16 protein-coding genes are annotated in these 17698 nt (G+C 36.7%); 8 read left to right on the forward strand and 8 right to left on the reverse strand.

Features of this window, described 5'->3' with window-relative positions; all coding sequences use genetic code 11:
- Window positions 1-88: 88 nt before the first annotated feature.
- Window positions 89-1120, forward strand: coding sequence for a M28 family metallopeptidase (locus H344_RS0108800; RefSeq protein WP_034256364.1), 1032 nt, complete (start codon window positions 89-91; stop codon window positions 1118-1120).
- A complete protein-coding gene (locus H344_RS0108805; protein ID WP_026809980.1) occupies window positions 1120-1800 on the forward strand; it encodes an SDR family NAD(P)-dependent oxidoreductase in 681 nt (226 codons plus the stop codon). The genes H344_RS0108800 and H344_RS0108805 overlap by 1 nt, the downstream gene beginning before the upstream one ends.
- Before the next feature lie 41 nt (window positions 1801-1841).
- Here H344_RS0108805 and H344_RS19950 read toward each other — a convergent pair whose 3' ends face one another.
- The gene (locus H344_RS19950; RefSeq protein ID WP_051254231.1) at window positions 1842-2909 is read right to left on the reverse strand and encodes an AI-2E family transporter; all 1068 of its coding nucleotides are present in this window, start codon (window positions 2907-2909) and stop codon (window positions 1842-1844) included.
- Between the two features lie 515 nt (window positions 2910-3424).
- Here H344_RS19950 and H344_RS0108815 point away from each other — a divergent pair.
- Genes H344_RS0108815 through H344_RS0108825 form a run of 3 tightly spaced genes read left to right on the forward strand, consistent with a single transcriptional unit; the run spans window position 3425 to window position 6581 of the window.
- Window positions 3425-4027, forward strand: a complete 603-nt coding sequence (locus tag H344_RS0108815) for a SprT-like domain-containing protein (protein WP_026809981.1) — start codon at window positions 3425-3427, stop codon at window positions 4025-4027.
- An 11-nt stretch (window positions 4028-4038) separates the two neighbouring features.
- Window positions 4039-5118: a mannose-1-phosphate guanylyltransferase gene (locus tag H344_RS0108820; protein WP_026809982.1), complete on the forward strand. Its 1080-nt coding sequence runs from the start codon at window positions 4039-4041 to the stop codon at window positions 5116-5118.
- Window positions 5119-5120: 2 nt separating this feature from the next.
- Window positions 5121-6581 carry a DUF389 domain-containing protein gene (locus tag H344_RS0108825; RefSeq protein ID WP_026809983.1) on the forward strand — a complete coding sequence of 487 codons (1461 nt, stop codon included), beginning with the start codon at window positions 5121-5123 and terminating at the stop codon, window positions 6579-6581.
- On the opposite strand, the gene H344_RS0108830 is transcribed toward H344_RS0108825, so the two are convergent.
- Complete coding sequence (locus tag H344_RS0108830; protein WP_026809984.1) at window positions 6578-7345, reverse strand: ABC transporter ATP-binding protein; 768 nt, start codon at window positions 7343-7345, stop codon at window positions 6578-6580. The two genes, H344_RS0108825 and H344_RS0108830, sit on opposite strands and share 4 nt — an antisense overlap.
- Window positions 7345-8082 (reverse strand): MlaE family ABC transporter permease, encoded by a 738-nt coding sequence (locus tag H344_RS0108835; RefSeq protein WP_026809985.1) that lies wholly within the window; start codon window positions 8080-8082, stop codon window positions 7345-7347. Before H344_RS0108835 ends, H344_RS0108830 begins: the two co-directional genes overlap by 1 nt.
- Window positions 8083-8196: 114 nt before the next feature.
- Here H344_RS0108835 and pafA point away from each other — a divergent pair, with 114 nt between their 5' ends.
- Entirely contained in the window at window positions 8197-9888 is a 1692-nt protein-coding gene (gene pafA / locus H344_RS0108840; RefSeq protein WP_026809986.1) for an alkaline phosphatase PafA, read from the forward strand.
- Between the two features lie 41 nt (window positions 9889-9929).
- Here the strand turns inward: pafA and H344_RS0108845 are convergent, their stop codons facing one another.
- From H344_RS0108845 to gcvP, 4 genes are all read right to left on the reverse strand, one after another.
- Window positions 9930-10781 carry a glycosyltransferase family 2 protein gene (locus tag H344_RS0108845; RefSeq protein WP_026809987.1) on the reverse strand — a complete coding sequence of 284 codons (852 nt, stop codon included), beginning with the start codon at window positions 10779-10781 and terminating at the stop codon, window positions 9930-9932.
- Window positions 10782-10856: 75 nt separating this feature from the next.
- The gene (locus H344_RS0108850; RefSeq protein ID WP_026809988.1) at window positions 10857-11402 is read right to left on the reverse strand and encodes a class I SAM-dependent methyltransferase; all 546 of its coding nucleotides are present in this window, start codon (window positions 11400-11402) and stop codon (window positions 10857-10859) included.
- Between the two features lie 13 nt (window positions 11403-11415).
- Entirely contained in the window at window positions 11416-12474 is a 1059-nt protein-coding gene (locus tag H344_RS0108855) for a 3-oxoacyl-ACP synthase III family protein (protein WP_026809989.1), read from the reverse strand.
- Window positions 12475-12638: 164 nt separating this feature from the next.
- Window positions 12639-15488, reverse strand: coding sequence for an aminomethyl-transferring glycine dehydrogenase (gene gcvP, locus H344_RS0108860; protein WP_026809990.1), 2850 nt, complete (start codon window positions 15486-15488; stop codon window positions 12639-12641).
- Between the two features lie 138 nt (window positions 15489-15626).
- On the opposite strand from gcvP, the gene H344_RS0108865 reads away from it, so the two are divergent.
- Window positions 15627-16463: a UbiA prenyltransferase family protein gene (locus H344_RS0108865; RefSeq protein ID WP_026809991.1), complete on the forward strand. Its 837-nt coding sequence runs from the start codon at window positions 15627-15629 to the stop codon at window positions 16461-16463.
- Between the two features lie 206 nt (window positions 16464-16669).
- Here H344_RS0108865 and H344_RS0108875 read toward each other — a convergent pair whose 3' ends face one another.
- Entirely contained in the window at window positions 16670-17230 is a 561-nt protein-coding gene (locus H344_RS0108875; RefSeq protein WP_026809993.1) for a sigma-70 family RNA polymerase sigma factor, read from the reverse strand.
- A 71-nt stretch (window positions 17231-17301) separates the two neighbouring features.
- On the opposite strand from H344_RS0108875, the gene H344_RS0108880 reads away from it, so the two are divergent.
- Entirely contained in the window at window positions 17302-17685 is a 384-nt protein-coding gene (locus H344_RS0108880; RefSeq protein WP_034256365.1) for a rhodanese-like domain-containing protein, read from the forward strand.
- Window positions 17686-17698 lie beyond the last annotated feature (13 nt).

Genomic DNA, 17698 nt, shown 5'->3' on the forward strand with positions numbered 1-17698 from the left:
GATTAATAGCTAGGTGACTTCAAACTCCTGTTACTTTATAAGAAAAGGGGCGAATTAATAAGGTTCACTTAGGCATAAAAATATTGTAATGAAAAATAGCATCCTAATTGTGTTCGCTGGTTTAGCCATGGCATGTGGTGGAACCAAAATAGATCAAACAGTACTTCTTGGTAAAGATGCCAGGGCTAATGAGAATAAGGAGGTCGGACAAAGCTCTGAGGTCGTAGCAAGTAAGGAAAATATTTCTTCGAAGTCCTTTAGTTCTAGTGAAGGAGTAAAAGAGATTATTAGTTTTTTAGCCTCTGATGATTTAAAAGGGAGAGAAGCTGGAACCGAAGGGATTAACGAGGCTGCTCAGTATATTGAAGATTTGCTGAAGAGCTACGGCGTTTCTCCTTACTTTTCTAGCTATAAGGATACTTTATCCAATTTTGAATTGCCTACCTATAATATAGTAGGGTATTTGGAGGGAACAGATAAGAATCTTAAAAACGAATTTGTGGTAATTGGAGCGCATTACGATCATATTGGTGTTGTTCCTCCAGTTGCGGGAGATAGTATAGCTAATGGAGCAAATGACAATGCCTCTGGTACAACCGCAGTATTAGAATTTGCACGTTATTTTGGGAAAGCACGAACAAATAAGCGAAGTATTATTTTTGCTTTATTCTCAGCAGAAGAAAAAGGGTTGTTAGGTGCTAAACATTTAGCCGATAAGTTAAAGAACGAACAATTGGACCTATATACCATGCTGAATTTTGAGATGATTGGTTTACCAATGCCAGATAAGGATTACTTGATGTATCTTACAGGCTATGAGAAATCCAATTTAGCAGAAATTAGTAATAGGTACGCTAAGGAGAACTTAGTAGGTTTTCTACCAACTGCCCAAGAGTATAACTTATTTATGCGATCAGACAATTATCCGTTCCATACTGAAATCGGGATTCCTTCTCAAACTTTTTCTACTTTTGATTTTACCAATTTCGATCATTATCACCAGGTGGGGGATGAGGTGTCTTTAATGGATTTTAAACATATGGCAAACGTAGTAAATAAAACGATTCCGGTTTTGGAGGGAATTGTTAATGCCCCTATCAAAGAAATAAAATATCACTAATGGCAAATATTATTATAACAGGGAGTAGTAGGGGTATTGGGTTTCAATTAGCTCAATTATTTGCAAATGAGGGGCATCAAGTATTGGCGCTTTCTAGGAATAATGCACCTGTTGCAGCATTGAATAATAAAAATATTACTAGTTTTTCGTTCGATTTATCTGAAGACAAAGACTATAATAAACTAGATGCTTTCCTAGATAAAAATTGGAAGCAGGTAGATGTGCTAATAAATAATGCAGGGAAATTAGTGAACAAGCCCTTCTTGGAAACTTCCATGGAGGAATTTGAAGAGGTTTACAAAGTAAATGTTATTGGAGTGGCAAAACTTACCCAGAGGATTATTCCTCTTATGCCGGCAAGCGGACATGTAGTGACCATAAGTTCTATGGGTGGTGTGCAGGGTAGTGTTAAATTCCCTGGACTTTCTGCTTATAGTTCTAGTAAAGGGGCTGTTATTACGCTTACAGAACTTTGGGCCGAAGAATTTAAAGTGAGTGGTCCGGCCTTTAATGTTTTGGCGTTAGGTGCTGTGCAGACAGAAATGCTGCAGGAAGCCTTCCCTGGCTATGAGGTGAATACTACTCCACTAGATATGGCAACCTATATTAAGGACTTTTCACTTAATGGGAATAAATTTTACAACGGAAAACTTTTGCAGGTTTCTAATTCTACCCCTTAACTTCTACCTAAGATTCCTTTTGCTTTAAAAGGAATCTTTTTTTATTTCTTAGATTTAGGCTTGGGGAGTTGTACAGTTGCTCCGTTTCCAGAAATTAAGTTGGCTATAACCTTGGTCTGCGGAAATTGCTCTAGTATAATTTTGAAGAATACGGTAATGGGTATCGCCATTATTAACCCTGGAACTCCCCATATGTAGCCCCAAAGCATTAATACTACCAGTACGGTGATAATGTTTATGGAGAAGGATTTCCCCATAAATATTGGTTCCAAAATAGAGCCAAAAAGCACCTGAACCCCAGAAATTGAAATAATAAAAAATAATAGGGTGCTTGTGGTTTCTAATTCTACAAAAGCAAATAAACTTAATAGAATAACGGAAACAAAGGAGCCTACCATTTGTACGAAATTAATGGCAAAGGCAAATAAGCCCCAGAATATTGGGAAGCTAACATCGAAGAATAAACACGCTAGTCCAATTCCAATTCCAGTAAATAAACTCATCAAAAACTTAACCTTAATAAATTTTATAAGGTCTTTTTCTATTTTTAGAAAAGTCTTTACAGAAGTGTGCTTTTGTTTTAAGATGGTGTTGTTCATTAGCTTCTGAACGTTAATAGATTCTGCCAACCATAAAACCACAAAAAACACCGTCATTAAGATCATGGTAATAGTATTGCCAAGAAAATCTAAAGTAGTTCCAAAATTCTTCATCATATTTTCTTGAGGGAAAATATTATTTAGGATGTTTTTGTCTTGAGAGTAGGGAAGTCCAAAATTTTCCTCTAGACTAATAAATAACAGCTCTAGCTTGTTTTCTGCTTTTTGCAAAAATTGGTTGTCTGTAGATAATAGTTCTTGACTAGATAGCTGTAATAGACCGCCTCCAATTTTTAGTACGAATAAAATAATTAGAGCCACTAAGAAAATGCTGATCGGCTTTGATACCTTCTTTTTATTTAACCATCGCATCAGAGGTAAAAACAATAAAGCGATGAACATGGAAAAAATTAAAGGTATAAAGATAAACGATAGTAATTTTAGTAAATAAAAAACAAGAGGGATTACTATGATTAGTAGTAGTCTGTTGGTTGTTCTTAAATCGTTCATATCTCGTAGATAACAGTATTGTTTTATGGATAAAGTTTAGTTGCAGAGGTGTAAGGTGCTACATCGTGTAATGCATAACCTAATGCTAGTCCTTCAAACCGCAAAGTTAGGACAAACAGTTGTCTAATAAGCGTTAATAAAACTGTAAAAATGCACAATATGTTTTAATTAGCAGCAAATAACCCTTAATAAATGGTAATTGAATTGGAATTTTGTACTTCTTCTAATATCTTTCCTTATTAGTGATAAAAATTGGTTTCCACAATAATAGCACTATCGATTTTATTAGCAGTTATTACTGTTGTTTAATATATATAGGTTTCAGTCTAAGTTTTTTTTCTGACATTAAATTGGCCTTAGGTTTGGTTTAAATCAAATAGTATTTAATTGAAGAGTAACATTAACAACGTAGATGTTAATTAAGAGGAAGTTAAGTCTTAATGCCTTTATGGAAAAATTTTATAATATGTTTTTTAAAACTTCTATACCATCTTAAAATTTCTAATTTTGTGCGTATGCGGGAAACAATGGAAAAGTATATTCCGGAGAGAGCAGTAGGGCTATGCCTTCAGCTTATTAAGGATAATCATGTAAATTTAAAAATTGTAAATGAACGTGTTACTCGTCACGGAGATTATCGAAAGTTGCCAAACGGTTCACATATAATCACCGTAAATGTTAACTTAAATAAATATCGGTTTTTAATTACCTTAGTGCATGAAATAGCGCATTTGGTGGCCTTTGAAAAGTATGGGCGGGCTATTAAACCTCATGGGGTAGAGTGGAAAAGAACATTTCAGATGCTAATGCTTCCGTTTCTTAGGCCAGAAATATTTCCTTCCAATTTATTACCGTTTTTGGCTAATCATTTTAAGAATCCAAGAGCTAGTAGTGATACGGACGCTAGGTTGTCTATTGCGTTAAAAGAATATGATAAAAGAGAGGAAGGAAAAAACTATGTTTTTGAGCTGCCGCACGGTAGTATATTCCGAATTTATAACGGTAAACTGTTTCAGAAAAGAAATAGGAGGGTAAAGCGATATGAATGTATTGAAGTGGCTACGGGAAAGTTGTATCTTTTTCAGCCGAATGCAGAAGTGGAGTTGATAAAAACTTAAGTGAATAAAGGATGAAAGTAAATTATTATGCCGTTTTGATGGCTGGTGGAGTAGGATCTAGGTTTTGGCCTGTGAGTACCTCCGACAATCCAAAACAATTTCATGATATGTTGGGGACCGGAGATACCTTAATTCAAAGGACTTTTAAACGGTTAAATAAATTTATTCCAACAGAAAATATATTGATCTTAACCAATGAAAGGTATAATCACTTGGTCTTGGAGCAATTGCCTATGGTAAATAAGGATCAAATAGTTTTAGAGCCTGCTATGCGAAATACTGCACCATGTATTTTATATGCAGCCTTAAAAATACAGAAGAAGGATCCTAATGCTGTGATGATTGTTGCGCCCAGTGATCATTGGATTGAAGACGAAACTGCATTTGCTAAAGATGTAATTACTTGTTTTGATAAATGTGAGAAAGAAGATGTCCTGTGTACTTTAGGTGTTAAGCCGACTTTCCCAAATACTGGTTTTGGGTATATAGAATATAAAAAAAAGGAATCTATTTCTTTAAAGAAGGTGATGCAGTTTAGGGAGAAACCTGACTATGAAACTGCTAAAGGGTTTTTAGAACAAGGGAATTTTTTATGGAATGCAGGTATATTTATGTGGAGTGTGGCCTCCATAATACAAGCTTTTAAAAAGTATAGCCCTGAAGAATACAACTTGTTTAAGAAGGGAATGGCTTATTACAATACCGAAGAGGAAACAGCGTTTATTAAGGAGTATTATCCAAAGGCCGAAAATATATCTATAGATTATGCTATTTTAGAACCGTCTTCCAATATTTTTGTTTTACCAGCTTCTTTTGACTGGAATGACTTAGGGACTTGGGGATCTTTGTATGATAAATTAGATAAAGATGATAATGAAAATGCATTGGTAAATGGTAGGGTAATGAGTGAGAATGCGAATGGTAATATGATTCGTACTCCAAAAGGGAAAGTTGTTGTGGTTGATGGGTTGTCCGATTATATAATAATTGATAAGGAAGATATACTTTTGATATACCCAAAATCTAAGGAACAGGATATTAAAAATGTGGTAGCTAAAGTTAAAGATCAATATGGTGATCAGTTTGCTTAAATATGGAAGAGAATGTAAATAAAAACAATGGTCAGGGAGTCGTTAATGGAGATCCAGAGAACATAAAGAAAGACTTTAAGGGGCTTTTAGGAGGTGTAGGAGTGTTTTTGAAAGATCTCTTAGATATTCGTGATAACACTGATCAGGAGGCTACTAAAGAGTCTATAATTGCAGATATACCCTTTAAAGGGCATACTTCATGGATTTTGATCTGTTCTATTTTTATTGCTTCTGTTGGGCTTAATGCTAACTCTACAGCGGTAGTGATAGGGGCAATGTTAATTTCTCCTCTAATGGGACCTATTTTAGGTATGGGGCTTTCTCTAGCTACCAATGATATAGATACTTTAAGACGATCAATAAAGAACTTTGCAGTAATGGTGATACTTAGTGTATTTACCGCCTTTTTATTTTTCTATCTATTCCCTTTACGTGATGAGTCTTCCGAATTATTAGCCCGTACAGCTCCAGATATTAGGGATGTATTAATAGCCTTCTTTGGTGGTTTAGCACTTGTGATCGCGAGAGCAAAAAAAGGTACTATTGCCAGTGTTATCTTCGGTGTGGCAATTGCTACCGCTTTAATGCCGCCTTTATGTACTGTTGGATTTGGATTAGCTATAGGAAATTTTGGATATGCTACCGGAGCAATGTACCTCTTTACTATAAACACTATTTTTATAGGATTGGCTACTTTCTTGGTTATAAAAATATTGCGTTTCCCTATGGTTAGGTATGCCAATTCACAACGCAGAAGATTTATAGCAAGAATGGCTTCTATAGTTGCAGTTTTGGTGATGATTCCTGCCGGATTTACTTTCTATAATGTCTTCCAAGAGTCCCTTTTTAGAAAGGAGGCGAAACAGTTTATAGCTAATAATATAGCTCCTTATGAGTTACCAGGGGAAGGTAGGTACTTAGACAACCTAACGGAAATATCTTATGGTCAAGGGAAAAATGGACATATAGAATTAGTGTTTATGGGTAGCGAAACTATACCAGATAACATTATCTCTACATGGAATACTCAGAAGAATGAATATGTAAAGTTAAGAAACGTAGAATTAAAGATTGTTCAGGGGTCTAAGAGTGCAGAATTAGATCAGATGAAATATGTTAGTGAACTTTATGAATCTAAAAAAGCAGAACTTTTAAGTAAGGAAGAGCAGATACAGGTTTTAAAAGAAGCAGTGGAGAAAATGAGTGCATTTGCTGCACAGCAAATTCCATTTCAGGAGATTAGCGCTGAAGCTAAAACCAATTATGAAAACTTAAGCAACTTAGGATTTGCCTATACCTTTACAACGGATTTTAATAAGTTAGATACTATTCCTGTTTTTACCGTACAATGGGAAAAAGGACTGTCTAAGCAGCAAAAATCTAAAGATACCCAGAAATTAACCGAGTGGTTGCGATTAAGATTAAAGAATGCGAAGATTCAAGTGAAGGAAGATGAAATTTAATTTCTTTCCTCAATATACATCTGACGTACTTTTTTAAATAATTCTGAGGAATATACAAAGTCGGTTACCGCCTCATTATCTGTTTTGAAAATCTCCTTATTGCTGCCTTCCCACTCCTTAAGGCCGTTTTTTAAGAAGATTATTTTTTCGCCAATTTCCATTACCGAGTTCATGTCATGAGTATTGATCACAGTGGTAATGTCGTATTCTTGTGTGATTTCATGAATCAGATTGTCTATTAGGATTGCCGTTTTGGGGTCTAATCCAGAGTTGGGTTCATCACAGAAAAGATACTTTGGATTCATTACTATAGCTCGTGCAATGGCTACCCTTTTTTGCATTCCTCCAGATATTTCTGAGGGGAATTTTTTATGAGCGTCAATAAGGTTAACTCGTTTTAAAACAATATTTGCCCGGTCTTGCATTTCGGATTTGGATTGCTTTGTAAACATCCCTAGTGGGAACATAACATTGCCTTCTACGGTCATGGAGTCAAACAATGCACTGCCTTGAAATACCATGCCCATTTCTTGCCTTAAATTCCGTTGTTCGTCTCCTGTTAGTTCGGAATAGATTTTCCCATCATAACTAATAGTGCCTTTATCTGTACTAAAAAGGCCTAACAAGCACTTAATGAATACGGTTTTACCGGATCCGCTTTGCCCGATTATTAAGTTGGTTTTACCTTTTTCAAATTGAGAGCTTACCCCTTTTAATACATGGGTGTCGCCAAAAGATTTATGTATGTTGTTTACTTCTATCATTAGCCTAATAATAATTGTGTTAGCACGTAGTTTACGATAATTATAACGACACTTGTCCACACAAAGGAGGTTGTACTTGCTTTTCCTACCTCCAGTGCTCCGCCCTTCATATAATACCCATGATAAGACGGAATGGTAGCAATAAGGAGTGCAAAAACAATCGATTTTATAAAAGAATAGGTGATATGGAAAGGGATAAAGTCTAATTGAAGTCCCTCTACAAAATCGGCACTAGAACTAAATCCGCCGAAAACACCAGCTACCCAACCGCCAAAAATACCAACGTACATGGCAATAGCTATGACGAAAGGATAGAAAAGCATGGCAATAATCTTAGGGAAAACTAAATAGTTTAAGGAATTTACACCCATGATTTCCAAGGCGTCTATTTGTTCTGTAACACGCATTGTTCCTATACTAGAGGTAATATAAGACCCTACCTTCCCTGCCATAATGATAGAAGTAAATGTTGGGGCAAACTCCAATATTACAGATTGCCTAGTGGCAAAACCAATAAGGTTCCTCGGAATTAATGGACTAGTGATATTTAAGGCGGTTTGTATTGCTACAACACCCCCTATAAAAAATGATATAAAGATAATTATGCCGAGGGACCCGTAAATAAGCTCGTCAATTTCCTTTAAAATCAGCTGTTTCATTACTGACCATTTTGTAGGTTTTTTAAAAACCTCCTTGATCATAATAAAGTAGCTTCCTATAGATGCTAAATAATTCATTTAATTTAAATAAGCTTGTAAATGTAAAAATAACAATATTAAAAATCATTTAACCTTTGATTAAAGGATAAAGGTTTTAATTCTATATTTTTGAGGTTAATTAAATTTATAATTATGATAAAAAGAAGTGCCATAATCTTATTTTTATTGGTATTCGTTGGTTTTTCCAACGCATCCTTGCATGCTCAGCGAAAATCTAAGAAAAAAACAGAAATTGCTGAGATTAAGGGGGCTAAGGAGATTGCTGTTAGCCCTAAATTAGTGGTTGGGATTGTAGTAGATCAGATGAGATATGATTATTTGACCCGTTTTTGGGATCATTATGGTGAAGGTGGATTTAAAAGAATGATAAATGATGGTTTTAATTGTAAAAACAATCATTTTAACTACGCACCTACCTATACTGGACCAGGACACGCATCTGTTTATACCGGTACTACTCCAGCTGTTCACGGTATTATAGGGAATGACTGGTACGATAAATTTGCAGATGAAAGTGTATACTGTGCTCGCGATAACTCTTACCACTCCGTGGGTACTACTTCTAAAGCAGGGGAAATGTCCCCCCATAGAATGCTATCTACTACTATGACAGATCAATTGAGGTTACATACCCAAATGCAAGGGAAGGTAATTGCCGTTGCAATAAAAGATAGAGGTGCAGTCTTACCAGGAGGGCATGCTGCTAATGCCGCCTATTGGTTTAATGGGGGTGATGAGGGCAATTGGATAACTAGTACTTATTATATGGATGACTTGCCAGAATGGGTAAAAGATTTCAACAGTAAGAGAAGTGTAGATACCTATAAAAAGCCGTGGACTACGTTAAAGGATATAAATACTTATGTAGAAAGTGGAACAGATTATAATAATTATGAGGGACTGTGGAAAGGGAAGACTACGGCAACTTTTCCATATGACTTAGAAGCTTTATGGGATGATAATGGCAAATACAGTATTCTGGCAAGCACACCTTATGGAAATAACCTTACGACAGATTTTGCATTAGCAGCATTAGAGAATGAATCTTTAGGAGAGGATAATATTACGGATTTCTTAGCCATAAGTTATTCTAGTACCGATTATGTGGGGCATAAGTGGGGGGTGAACTCCAAGGAGGTTCAAGATACCTATATCAGATTAGATCAAGATCTAGAACGCTTATTTAAAAGTCTGGATGCTAAGGTTGGAGCAGGGGAATACACGGTTTTCCTAACTGCAGACCATGCGGCAGTACATGTTCCTGCATATTTAAAAGATCAGAAAATACCAGCTAATTATATAGATCAAGCTGATATTAAAGCTAAATTAAATGATTATCTGAAATTTACTTTTGGGTCTACAGAAATCATTAAAAATGTTTCCAATGATCAGATATTCTTGGACCACAAGGTGGTGAGGAATTTGGATATGGACCTTGCCGATATTCAAAATAAAATTGCTCAAGAATTAATACTGTATAATGGTATTTATAAGGTGTATACCGCTAATCAGATGTGGCAAAATAATTATACCAAGGGAATTCCTAATATTCTGCAGAATGGTTACAACCAAAAACGTTCTGGTGATATCTTAATTGTTTATGATCCTGCAAGCATTAGTTATAGTAAAACAGGATCTACACATGGATCTCCATGGATGTACGATACTCATTCGCCATTATTATTCTTTGGAAAAGGGATTAAAAAAGGTAGTACAATAAATAGAACTGAAATTCCTGATATTGCTCCAACTATTTCAGCTTTATTAGGGATGGCATTTCCTTCGGGAACAACAGGAAAGCCATTAGTGGAAGTACTAGAGTAGATAGATTGAATTTAAATATTTTAAGGGTCAAGGTTTTCTTTTTAGAAAAGTTTGGCCCTTATTTTTTTCCACCGTAATTGTCGTATAAACTTGCCTTCTTCAGCATTAACTAAAAAGTTCGACTTCTCTTTTTTTGCATTAAAGTAACCTTGCATATTGTCCCAGAAGACTTTGGGTTTCCTATGCTTAATGGCCATTTTTAAGGAGGCTATAAGGCTTATTGTTAGTCCGTATCTCATGGTGTACATCGCTTTCCCTTGCAGTAGTCTTGCCTTTTTGTTGTACGCTTTCCCTAAAGGGCGAAGGTGCTTAACCGCTAGGCTTTCCTCTGTGTGAATTTCAAAGGAGTGGTATTGTGCTAGTAGCTCATCTACCGTATCCCATCCCATCGCATTCCTAAGTCCGCCAATTGCTTTAAAACAGGCTTTGGAATAAGCCTTGAATGCTCCACGAACGTGATCTTTGTCCATGGGGTGGTTTAAAATCCAGTTTCCATTTTGGTCTTGTTCATAGATAAAGCCACCGGCAATACCTGTCCTTGGGTTCTTTTGGAAAATTTCTGAAATGGTTTTAAAATAGTCGGGAGGAAGTATGGTGTCCGCGTCTAATTTCACTAAAAAATCGTAATCGGGCTCAATTTGTTCTAAGCCCTTGTTAAAAGCGTTAATCACTTTACTTCCAGGCATATGTTCTGTAGAAGAAGTGGTATTAAGTTTGGTGATAAAGGGGTGTTTGGCTGTAAATTGATTTATAATGTCTTCGGTTTTATCCGTAGAATGGTCGTTTACTACTATCACTTTAGTAGGTGTTAGAGTTTGGTCTACTACAGATTGTAAATTGGCTGACAAGAATTCGCCCTCATTGTGGGCAGGGATAATTATTTGATATTTCATCTATTACATTAAATAGTGTCTAAAATACAAAATACAGGTATGGGGAGGTCAATGCCTCTAGAATCAATAATTCCTTTATTTCGAATCTCTCTCGGAAGTGGTTTTACGCTCTGCGTACACAATATAATAACGGGGTGTAAAGCTTCTAAGAAGTGGTCTTATCCCTATTTTTTTTACGGGATTGGTCCATTTGGCACTATCCTTTACTTCCCATCCAGCTTTTTCCAATAGCCAATTAAATTGCCATGGCTCAAATTCGTGGTAATGTCTGTCCCAAGGATCGGTTTTACTCCTATAAGCTGGAGAAAACCACAGTCTTAATGGGATGCTAGCTACTAATTTATCGCATTTTATTTCCGTAAGGATATTGAAAGGAGCAATTAAGTGCTCAAATATCTCGAAGGCGGTAACTACCTCAGCAGCGCTCTCCTGTACAGAACTGAAATCTAGGTCTAAATCCTCGCCCTTGGTATTGGTTACCTTATAGCCGTTCTCTTTCATGATTCTAGAGAAGGGGTTTTCTACACCAAGATCTAAGATAGGTTGATCTGGAGATACATGTTTTTGTAGAAAGGAAAGGGTGTTTTTAAAACGTTTATTCGGAAATGTTTTCTCGTACATGGGCTATTGATAGTTATACTTTGTACACCATGGCGTTTATATTCATTCCAGCGCCAACGCTTGCAAAGATAACAACATCTCCCTTGGAAATAGATTGGTTTTCCACTTTTCCTTTTCTCACCATATCATATAAGGTGGGAATGGTAGCAACAGAACTATTTCCTAATTTCGCTATATTCATAGGCATAATACCCTCTGGCATTTCTAGATTGAATTGCTTGTAGAAACGTTTAATTATAGCTTCATCCATTTTCTCGTTTGCTTGGTGAATAAATATCTTTTTCACCTCGGATATATCTACTCCGCTCTCATCTAAGCATTCTTTTATAGCTTTAGGTACATTGATGACTGCAAACTCATAGATTTTTCTGCCATACATTTTAATATATCTATGATCCTCTTCAACATCCTTGGAGTAAGTTTCACCAAAGAATAGGAAATAGGCTTCCCCATTAGCATAGGTAGCGCTATTATGGGCTAATATTTGGCCGCTATCCTCTTTAGCTTCTATTATAGTTGCTCCAGCTCCGTCCGAATAGATCATAGAGTCACGGTCATGCTTATCCACAACTCTAGAGAGTGTTTCTGCACCAACAACTAAACATTTCTTAGCGATGCCGCTTTTTATAAATGCATTAGCTTGTATTACTCCTTCTAACCAGCCTGGGCACCCAAACATTAAATCGTATGCCACGCACTTAGGGTTCTTTATTTTTAATTGGTGCTTAACCCTAGTTGCTAGACTAGGTAAGGAATCCCCTTGTCGTTTGCCTTCAGAAACATCACCAAAGTTATGGGCGAATATAATGTAATCTAATTCTTCCTTGTCAATACCTGCATCAGCGATAGCCTTTTCTGAGGCATAGAAGGCCATATTAGAAGTGTTTATGTCCTTTGTTGCATAACGGCGCTCCTCAATACCTGTAATACTCTTGAATTTTTGGATGATTACCTCATTGGGATGATTAAATGGGGTTCCATCATTGTTTAAAAATTCGTGTTCTAGAAAATCTGAGTTTTTAGTAATCTCGGATGGGATGTAAGAGCCAGTTCCTGTAATAGCAATTTTCATAATAGGGTACTGATTTTAGTATAAATATAGGATAATGGATTATATTTTTTCTCAGTATAAGAAATTGATACGATGTTCAATCGATAGCTTCCTATAGCTGATAAAAGAAAACAGCCTTTCAAATAAATCTGAAGGGCTGTTAACTTGTTGATTTACAGTATAATCTATGCTTCCATATAGGCCTCTATAGGAGCGCAAGTACAGATCAAATTACGATCTCCATAGGCTTCGTCTACACGTCTAACGGATGGCCAAAACTTATTTTCCATGATATAAGGTAAAGGGAAAGCCGCTTTTTCTCTACTATAAGGAAATTCCCAGTTATCGGAAGTAATCATTTCCAAGGTATGTGGGGAATTCTTAAGTGGATTGTTATTGTCTTCTGGCGATGCCTCTTCTATTTCCTCTCTAATGGATAGCATGGCATTACAAAAACGATCTAGTTCTGCTAAGCTTTCACTCTCTGTTGGTTCTATCATTAATGTTCCTGCTACAGGGAAGGAGACAGTTGGAGCATGAAAACCATAGTCCATTAATCTCTTAGCGATATCAGATACCTCAATACCTTTTTCTTTAAACGGGCGGCAGTCAATAATCATTTCATGGGCTGCTCTTCCTTTTTCTCCTGTATAGAGCACATCGAACTTACCGCTTAGTGTATTTTTAATGTAATTAGCATTTAAAATGGCGGTCTTCGTAGATTGTGTAAGTCCGCTTTCTCCTAACATTTTAATATATCCATAAGAAATTAGGCATACTAAAGAGCTACCCCATGGAGCAGCTGAAATGGCTGTAATAGCCTTTTCTCCTCCAGTTTTAATTACTGGGTTGCCAGGTAAAAAGGGAACCAATTGCTCTGCTACACAAATAGGTCCTACTCCAGGTCCACCTCCCCCGTGAGGGATAGCGAAAGTTTTGTGCAAGTTTAAGTGACAAACATCAGCGCCAATTGTTGCTGGGTTGGTAAGTCCTACTTGGGCATTCATGTTAGCACCGTCCATATACACCTGTCCGCCGTTATCATGGATTAATTTGGTGATTTCTTTTATAGACGATTCAAATACTCCGTGGGTAGAAGGATAGGTTACCATTAATGCGGCAAGATTGTCTTTGTGTAAAACGGCTTTTTCGGCCAAATCGTTTACATCAATATTACCGTTATCATCGGTTTTAGTAACTACCACTTTCATTCCTGCCATTACTGCTGAAGCTGGATTGGTACCATGTGCAGAAGCAGGGATTAAGCATATGTTTCTATGTCCTTCTCCTCTAGACTCGTGATAGGCTCTTATAACCATTAATCCAGCGTACTCTCCTTGTGCTCCAGAGTTAGGTTGCAAGGAAGTGCCAGCAAAACCTGTAATTATATTAAGGTCCTTTTCTAATTCTTTTAGAACTGTTTGGTATCCTTCAGCCTGATCTATAGGTGCAAAGGGATGAATATTACCCCAACGAGCCATGCTTATAGGGAGCATTTCTGATGCAGCATTCAACTTCATAGTACAAGATCCTAAGGAAATCATAGAATGGTTTAATGCCAAATCTTTTCTTTCCAATCTTTTAATATATCGCATCAACTCAGTTTCGGAATGATAGGAGTTAAAGACCTCATTTTCCAAAAATGGAGAGGTTCTCCTTACGTCAGGGTTTATGGCCAATTCGCCATCTAACTCCTTTATAGTAATGGTATCCTTGCCTAATGCTTCCGCGAAAATATTGGCTATTGTCTGAAGATCCTTTAAGGTAGTCGCTTCGTTTAACGAAATTCCTATGGTGCTGTCGTCAATGTAAAGGAAATTTACCTCTTTCCTTTCTGCTATAGTTTTAACTTTTACTGCATCTGCCTTTACTGTCAAGGTGTCAAAGTAAGAGGAGTTTATTTGTTTAACTCCTAGCTTTTCTAAGCTTTTGGCTAAAGTAGTTGCTGAGGTATGTACTTTATTAGCTATGTACTCTAATCCTTTTGGACCGTGATATACAGCATACATTCCAGCCATAACTGCCAATAGTACCTGCGCAGTACAGATATTAGAAGTTGCTCTGTCTCTTTTTATGTGTTGCTCCCTTGTTTGTAGTGCCATTCGAAGAGCTGGTTTGCCATCTCTATCTTTAGTTACGCCAATAATTCTACCAGGGATACTTCTTTTATATTCTTCTTTGGTTGCAAAATATGCAGCGTGAGGTCCGCCATATCCCAATGGGATACCAAATCGTTGAGTAGTACCTACTACCACATCGGCGCCAAACTCACCCGGAGGGGTTAGCATTACTAGGCTTAAAATATCAGCTGCTACTGCAAGTTTAATATCTTTTTCTGCGGCTTTAGCAGCAAATGAAGAGAAATCGTGTACTTGTCCGTTCTTACCTGGATATTGAAGAAGAACCCCGTAGAAGTCGTCACTGAAATCAAAATTCTCATGATTGCCTACCACTAGCTCAATATCTAATGGTGCCGATCTTGTTTTTAGTAAGGAAAGCGTTTGCGGTAAAATTTCTTCAGAAACGAAAAACTTAAGCGCCTTACTTTTCTTTTTAGCTCTAGAGCGTACTTCAAAAAGCATAGTCATGGCTTCCGCTGCGGCAGTACTTTCATCTAGAAGAGAGGCGTTGGCGAGTTCCATACCTGTTAAGTCTACTAACATGGTTTGGAAATTTAACAAAGCCTCTAAACGTCCTTGGGCAATTTCTGCCTGATATGGAGTATAGGCGGTATACCACCCTGGGTTTTCAAGAATGTTTCTCTTGATAACAGAAGGGGTGAAGGCCTCGTGGTACCCAAGTCCAATGTAGGACTTAAATACTTTGTTTTTTTCGGAAAGATCCTGAATATGGGATAGGTATTCGTTTTCGCTCATAGGCGGATCTAGAACCAGAGGTTGCTTTAGCCTGATATCCTCGGGGATAGTCTCTGCAATCAACTCGTCTAAGGTTGCAACTTTAATGGTTTCCAACATTTGTTGAAGATCTTTTTCTCCGACGCCTATGTGACGTAGGGCAAATACATCTGTCCTCATAATTTGATTTTTTTTATCTGAAATAATGGTCTGCAAAAGTACTCATTATTTATAATTATTTTGTACGTTTAATAAGGTTCACTGTTAAAGTTCTTAACCGATAATCCAACTTGTAAACAGTTTGCTACACAATTACCTATGTACTACCTAAAACGCCTGTTCGATTTTTATCTGGATTCTAGTATTCATACAGCATTGGCGGTATTTGCGTTAATAGAAGTGACAGGTATTTTTTTTGGTATTAACAGAGATCATAACTTCTCTTACTTAGTATTCTTTGGTACTATAGTCTGTTACAATTTTGTAAAATACGGAGTAGAGGCAAGAAAATATATTTTGGTATCTAGTACCTATCAAAGGTATATACAAATCGTTAGTTTTTTGGCGGGAGCCATTGCCTTGTACCATGCATTCTATATTACTTTAAATGTTTGGATGGGGATTGGTCTTTTATTATTGTTAACCTGTTTGTATGCGATTCCTATGCTCCCCCGGGCAAAAAACCTAAGGAGTTTGGGTGGACTCAAAATATTTGTGGTGGCACTAGTTTGGGCAGGTGTAACGGTTGTTTTACCGGCAATTTCTGAAAAGTTACCTGTAGATTGGAATGTAGTTATTGAAGGGGTTCAGCGATTTATTTTAGTACTAGTCTTAATGATCCCTTTTGAAATTAGGGATTTAAAGTATGATAACCGAGATCTTAGAACGTTGCCGCAGCGCTTTGGTTTTATAAATACCAAATTAATGGGAGCTCTTGGTGCTTTGCTATTCTTCTTGGGTACTTTTTTTAAAGAGAATGTTGCTTATTTGGAGCTTTTGGGCAAGGGGATAATGTTGCTTTTGCTGTGGGTTATGATTTATAGAACAAAGAAAATGCAATCTAAATATTTTGCTTCTTTTTGGGTAGAGGGAATCCCAGTGTTATGGTGGCTTTTGTTGCTAATGCTACAGCAAAAATCATTGCCTTTCAGCTAATATTCTCTTCATTTTTTCCTTCTCTTCAACTGGAAGGGTTTTTAAATTCGCCTGGTCGCAGAGAGAAGTGAACTTGCTATTCTTTTTTACAAAGCCTTTGCAAGTGCGACATAAGATTAAGTGAAGGCGAATCTGAAATTTTTCTAAAAATGTGGCTTCTTTGTACTGGATCTTTGTGCATATAATTTCAGCCTTTTTGCAATTCCTCATATTTTGAACCAATTAGTGTTTAGGCAATCCATGAGGACGGTCCTTGCCCTATGTATGATTACCCAAAGATTAGACGGATTTATATTTAGCTCCTTACATACCTCTTCAGTACTTAAGCCATTTATTGTTTTTAAAGTAAAAGCTAAAGCCTGTTTCTTAGGGAGCTTGTTAATGCACTCATGAATGGCTAGGCCTAACTCCTTATTCTCTATTTCGCTATTTTCTAAAAGGCTATCTGGGTCTGCTACTTGTTGCTCCATAAAATCTCCCTCGTTCTCCGAATCCCTATTTTGTGTGATACGGACCATAGCCTTTGCCTTTTGAGAGTTTATCTTGCGATAGTGGTCTATTACCTTTCTTTTTAGGATGGAGATAAGCCAAGTACGTTCTGCAGCCTCCCCTTTAAAGTTTTTAGCCGATTTTAATCCGGCGAAGAAAGTCTCTTGAACTAAATCTTTGGCTATCTCCGCATCGTTAACTCGGGTTACCGCATAGTTAAATAGATAGTCTGAATAACGATCTACCCAAGTGTCCGGATTTAATATTTGCTTAGTCATACGCTTTGTAAGTCAAAAGTAATTGATTTTTTTGACTGGGATTGCTTAATTTTGGATTCAAACCAATTGTTATGAAATTATCGCTTTATTGTTTACTATTATTTTTGCCGTTTATAGCAAGTTGTCAGCAAGAGGTAAGTGGGGATTTGCCTATTTCTGAATTCGATCAAAAGTTGCTTAAAAATGCCATCTTGGTTGATGTGAGAACTCCAGAGGAATATAAAAATGGATATATTAAAAATGCTAAAAACATAAATTGGTTTGATGCAGATTTTGCAGAAAGGTTTCGTGATGTAGATAAAAATCAAACTATATACTTGTACTGTAAAGTTGGAGGGCGAAGCAGTAAAGCTCAAAAAAAGTTACAGGAGATGGGATATAAGAAGGTGGTGAATCTCTCTGGAGGTTATGATGCTTATAAAGGGGAAGTAATAAAAAACCCAGATCCAAAATAAAATAAGTTTATTA

Source organism: Arenibacter latericius DSM 15913 (assembly GCF_000424985.1).
Lineage (GTDB): Bacteria > Bacteroidota > Bacteroidia > Flavobacteriales > Flavobacteriaceae > Arenibacter > Arenibacter latericius.

Coding starts and splice junctions, on each gene's coding strand:
- H344_RS0108825 (WP_026809983.1), top strand. CDS start 5,121: ATGGAAGAGAATGTAAATAAAAACAATGGTCAGGGAGTCGTTAATGGA.
- H344_RS0108850 (WP_026809988.1), bottom strand. CDS start 11,402: ATGTACGAGAAAACATTTCCGAATAAACGTTTTAAAAACACCCTTTCC.
- H344_RS0108830 (WP_026809984.1), bottom strand. CDS start 7,345: ATGATAGAAGTAAACAACATACATAAATCTTTTGGCGACACCCATGTA.
- pafA (WP_026809986.1), top strand. CDS start 8,197: ATGATAAAAAGAAGTGCCATAATCTTATTTTTATTGGTATTCGTTGGT.
- H344_RS0108820 (WP_026809982.1), top strand. CDS start 4,039: ATGAAAGTAAATTATTATGCCGTTTTGATGGCTGGTGGAGTAGGATCT.
- H344_RS0108880 (WP_034256365.1), top strand. CDS start 17,302: ATGAAATTATCGCTTTATTGTTTACTATTATTTTTGCCGTTTATAGCA.
- H344_RS0108875 (WP_026809993.1), bottom strand. CDS start 17,230: ATGACTAAGCAAATATTAAATCCGGACACTTGGGTAGATCGTTATTCA.
- H344_RS0108865 (WP_026809991.1), top strand. CDS start 15,627: ATGTACTACCTAAAACGCCTGTTCGATTTTTATCTGGATTCTAGTATT.
- H344_RS0108855 (WP_026809989.1), bottom strand. CDS start 12,474: ATGAAAATTGCTATTACAGGAACTGGCTCTTACATCCCATCCGAGATT.
- H344_RS0108845 (WP_026809987.1), bottom strand. CDS start 10,781: ATGAAATATCAAATAATTATCCCTGCCCACAATGAGGGCGAATTCTTG.
- H344_RS0108815 (WP_026809981.1), top strand. CDS start 3,425: ATGCGGGAAACAATGGAAAAGTATATTCCGGAGAGAGCAGTAGGGCTA.
- H344_RS19950 (WP_051254231.1), bottom strand. CDS start 2,909: ATGAACGATTTAAGAACAACCAACAGACTACTACTAATCATAGTAATC.
- H344_RS0108805 (WP_026809980.1), top strand. CDS start 1,120: ATGGCAAATATTATTATAACAGGGAGTAGTAGGGGTATTGGGTTTCAA.
- gcvP (WP_026809990.1), bottom strand. CDS start 15,488: ATGAGGACAGATGTATTTGCCCTACGTCACATAGGCGTCGGAGAAAAA.
- H344_RS0108800 (WP_034256364.1), top strand. CDS start 89: ATGAAAAATAGCATCCTAATTGTGTTCGCTGGTTTAGCCATGGCATGT.
- H344_RS0108835 (WP_026809985.1), bottom strand. CDS start 8,082: ATGAATTATTTAGCATCTATAGGAAGCTACTTTATTATGATCAAGGAG.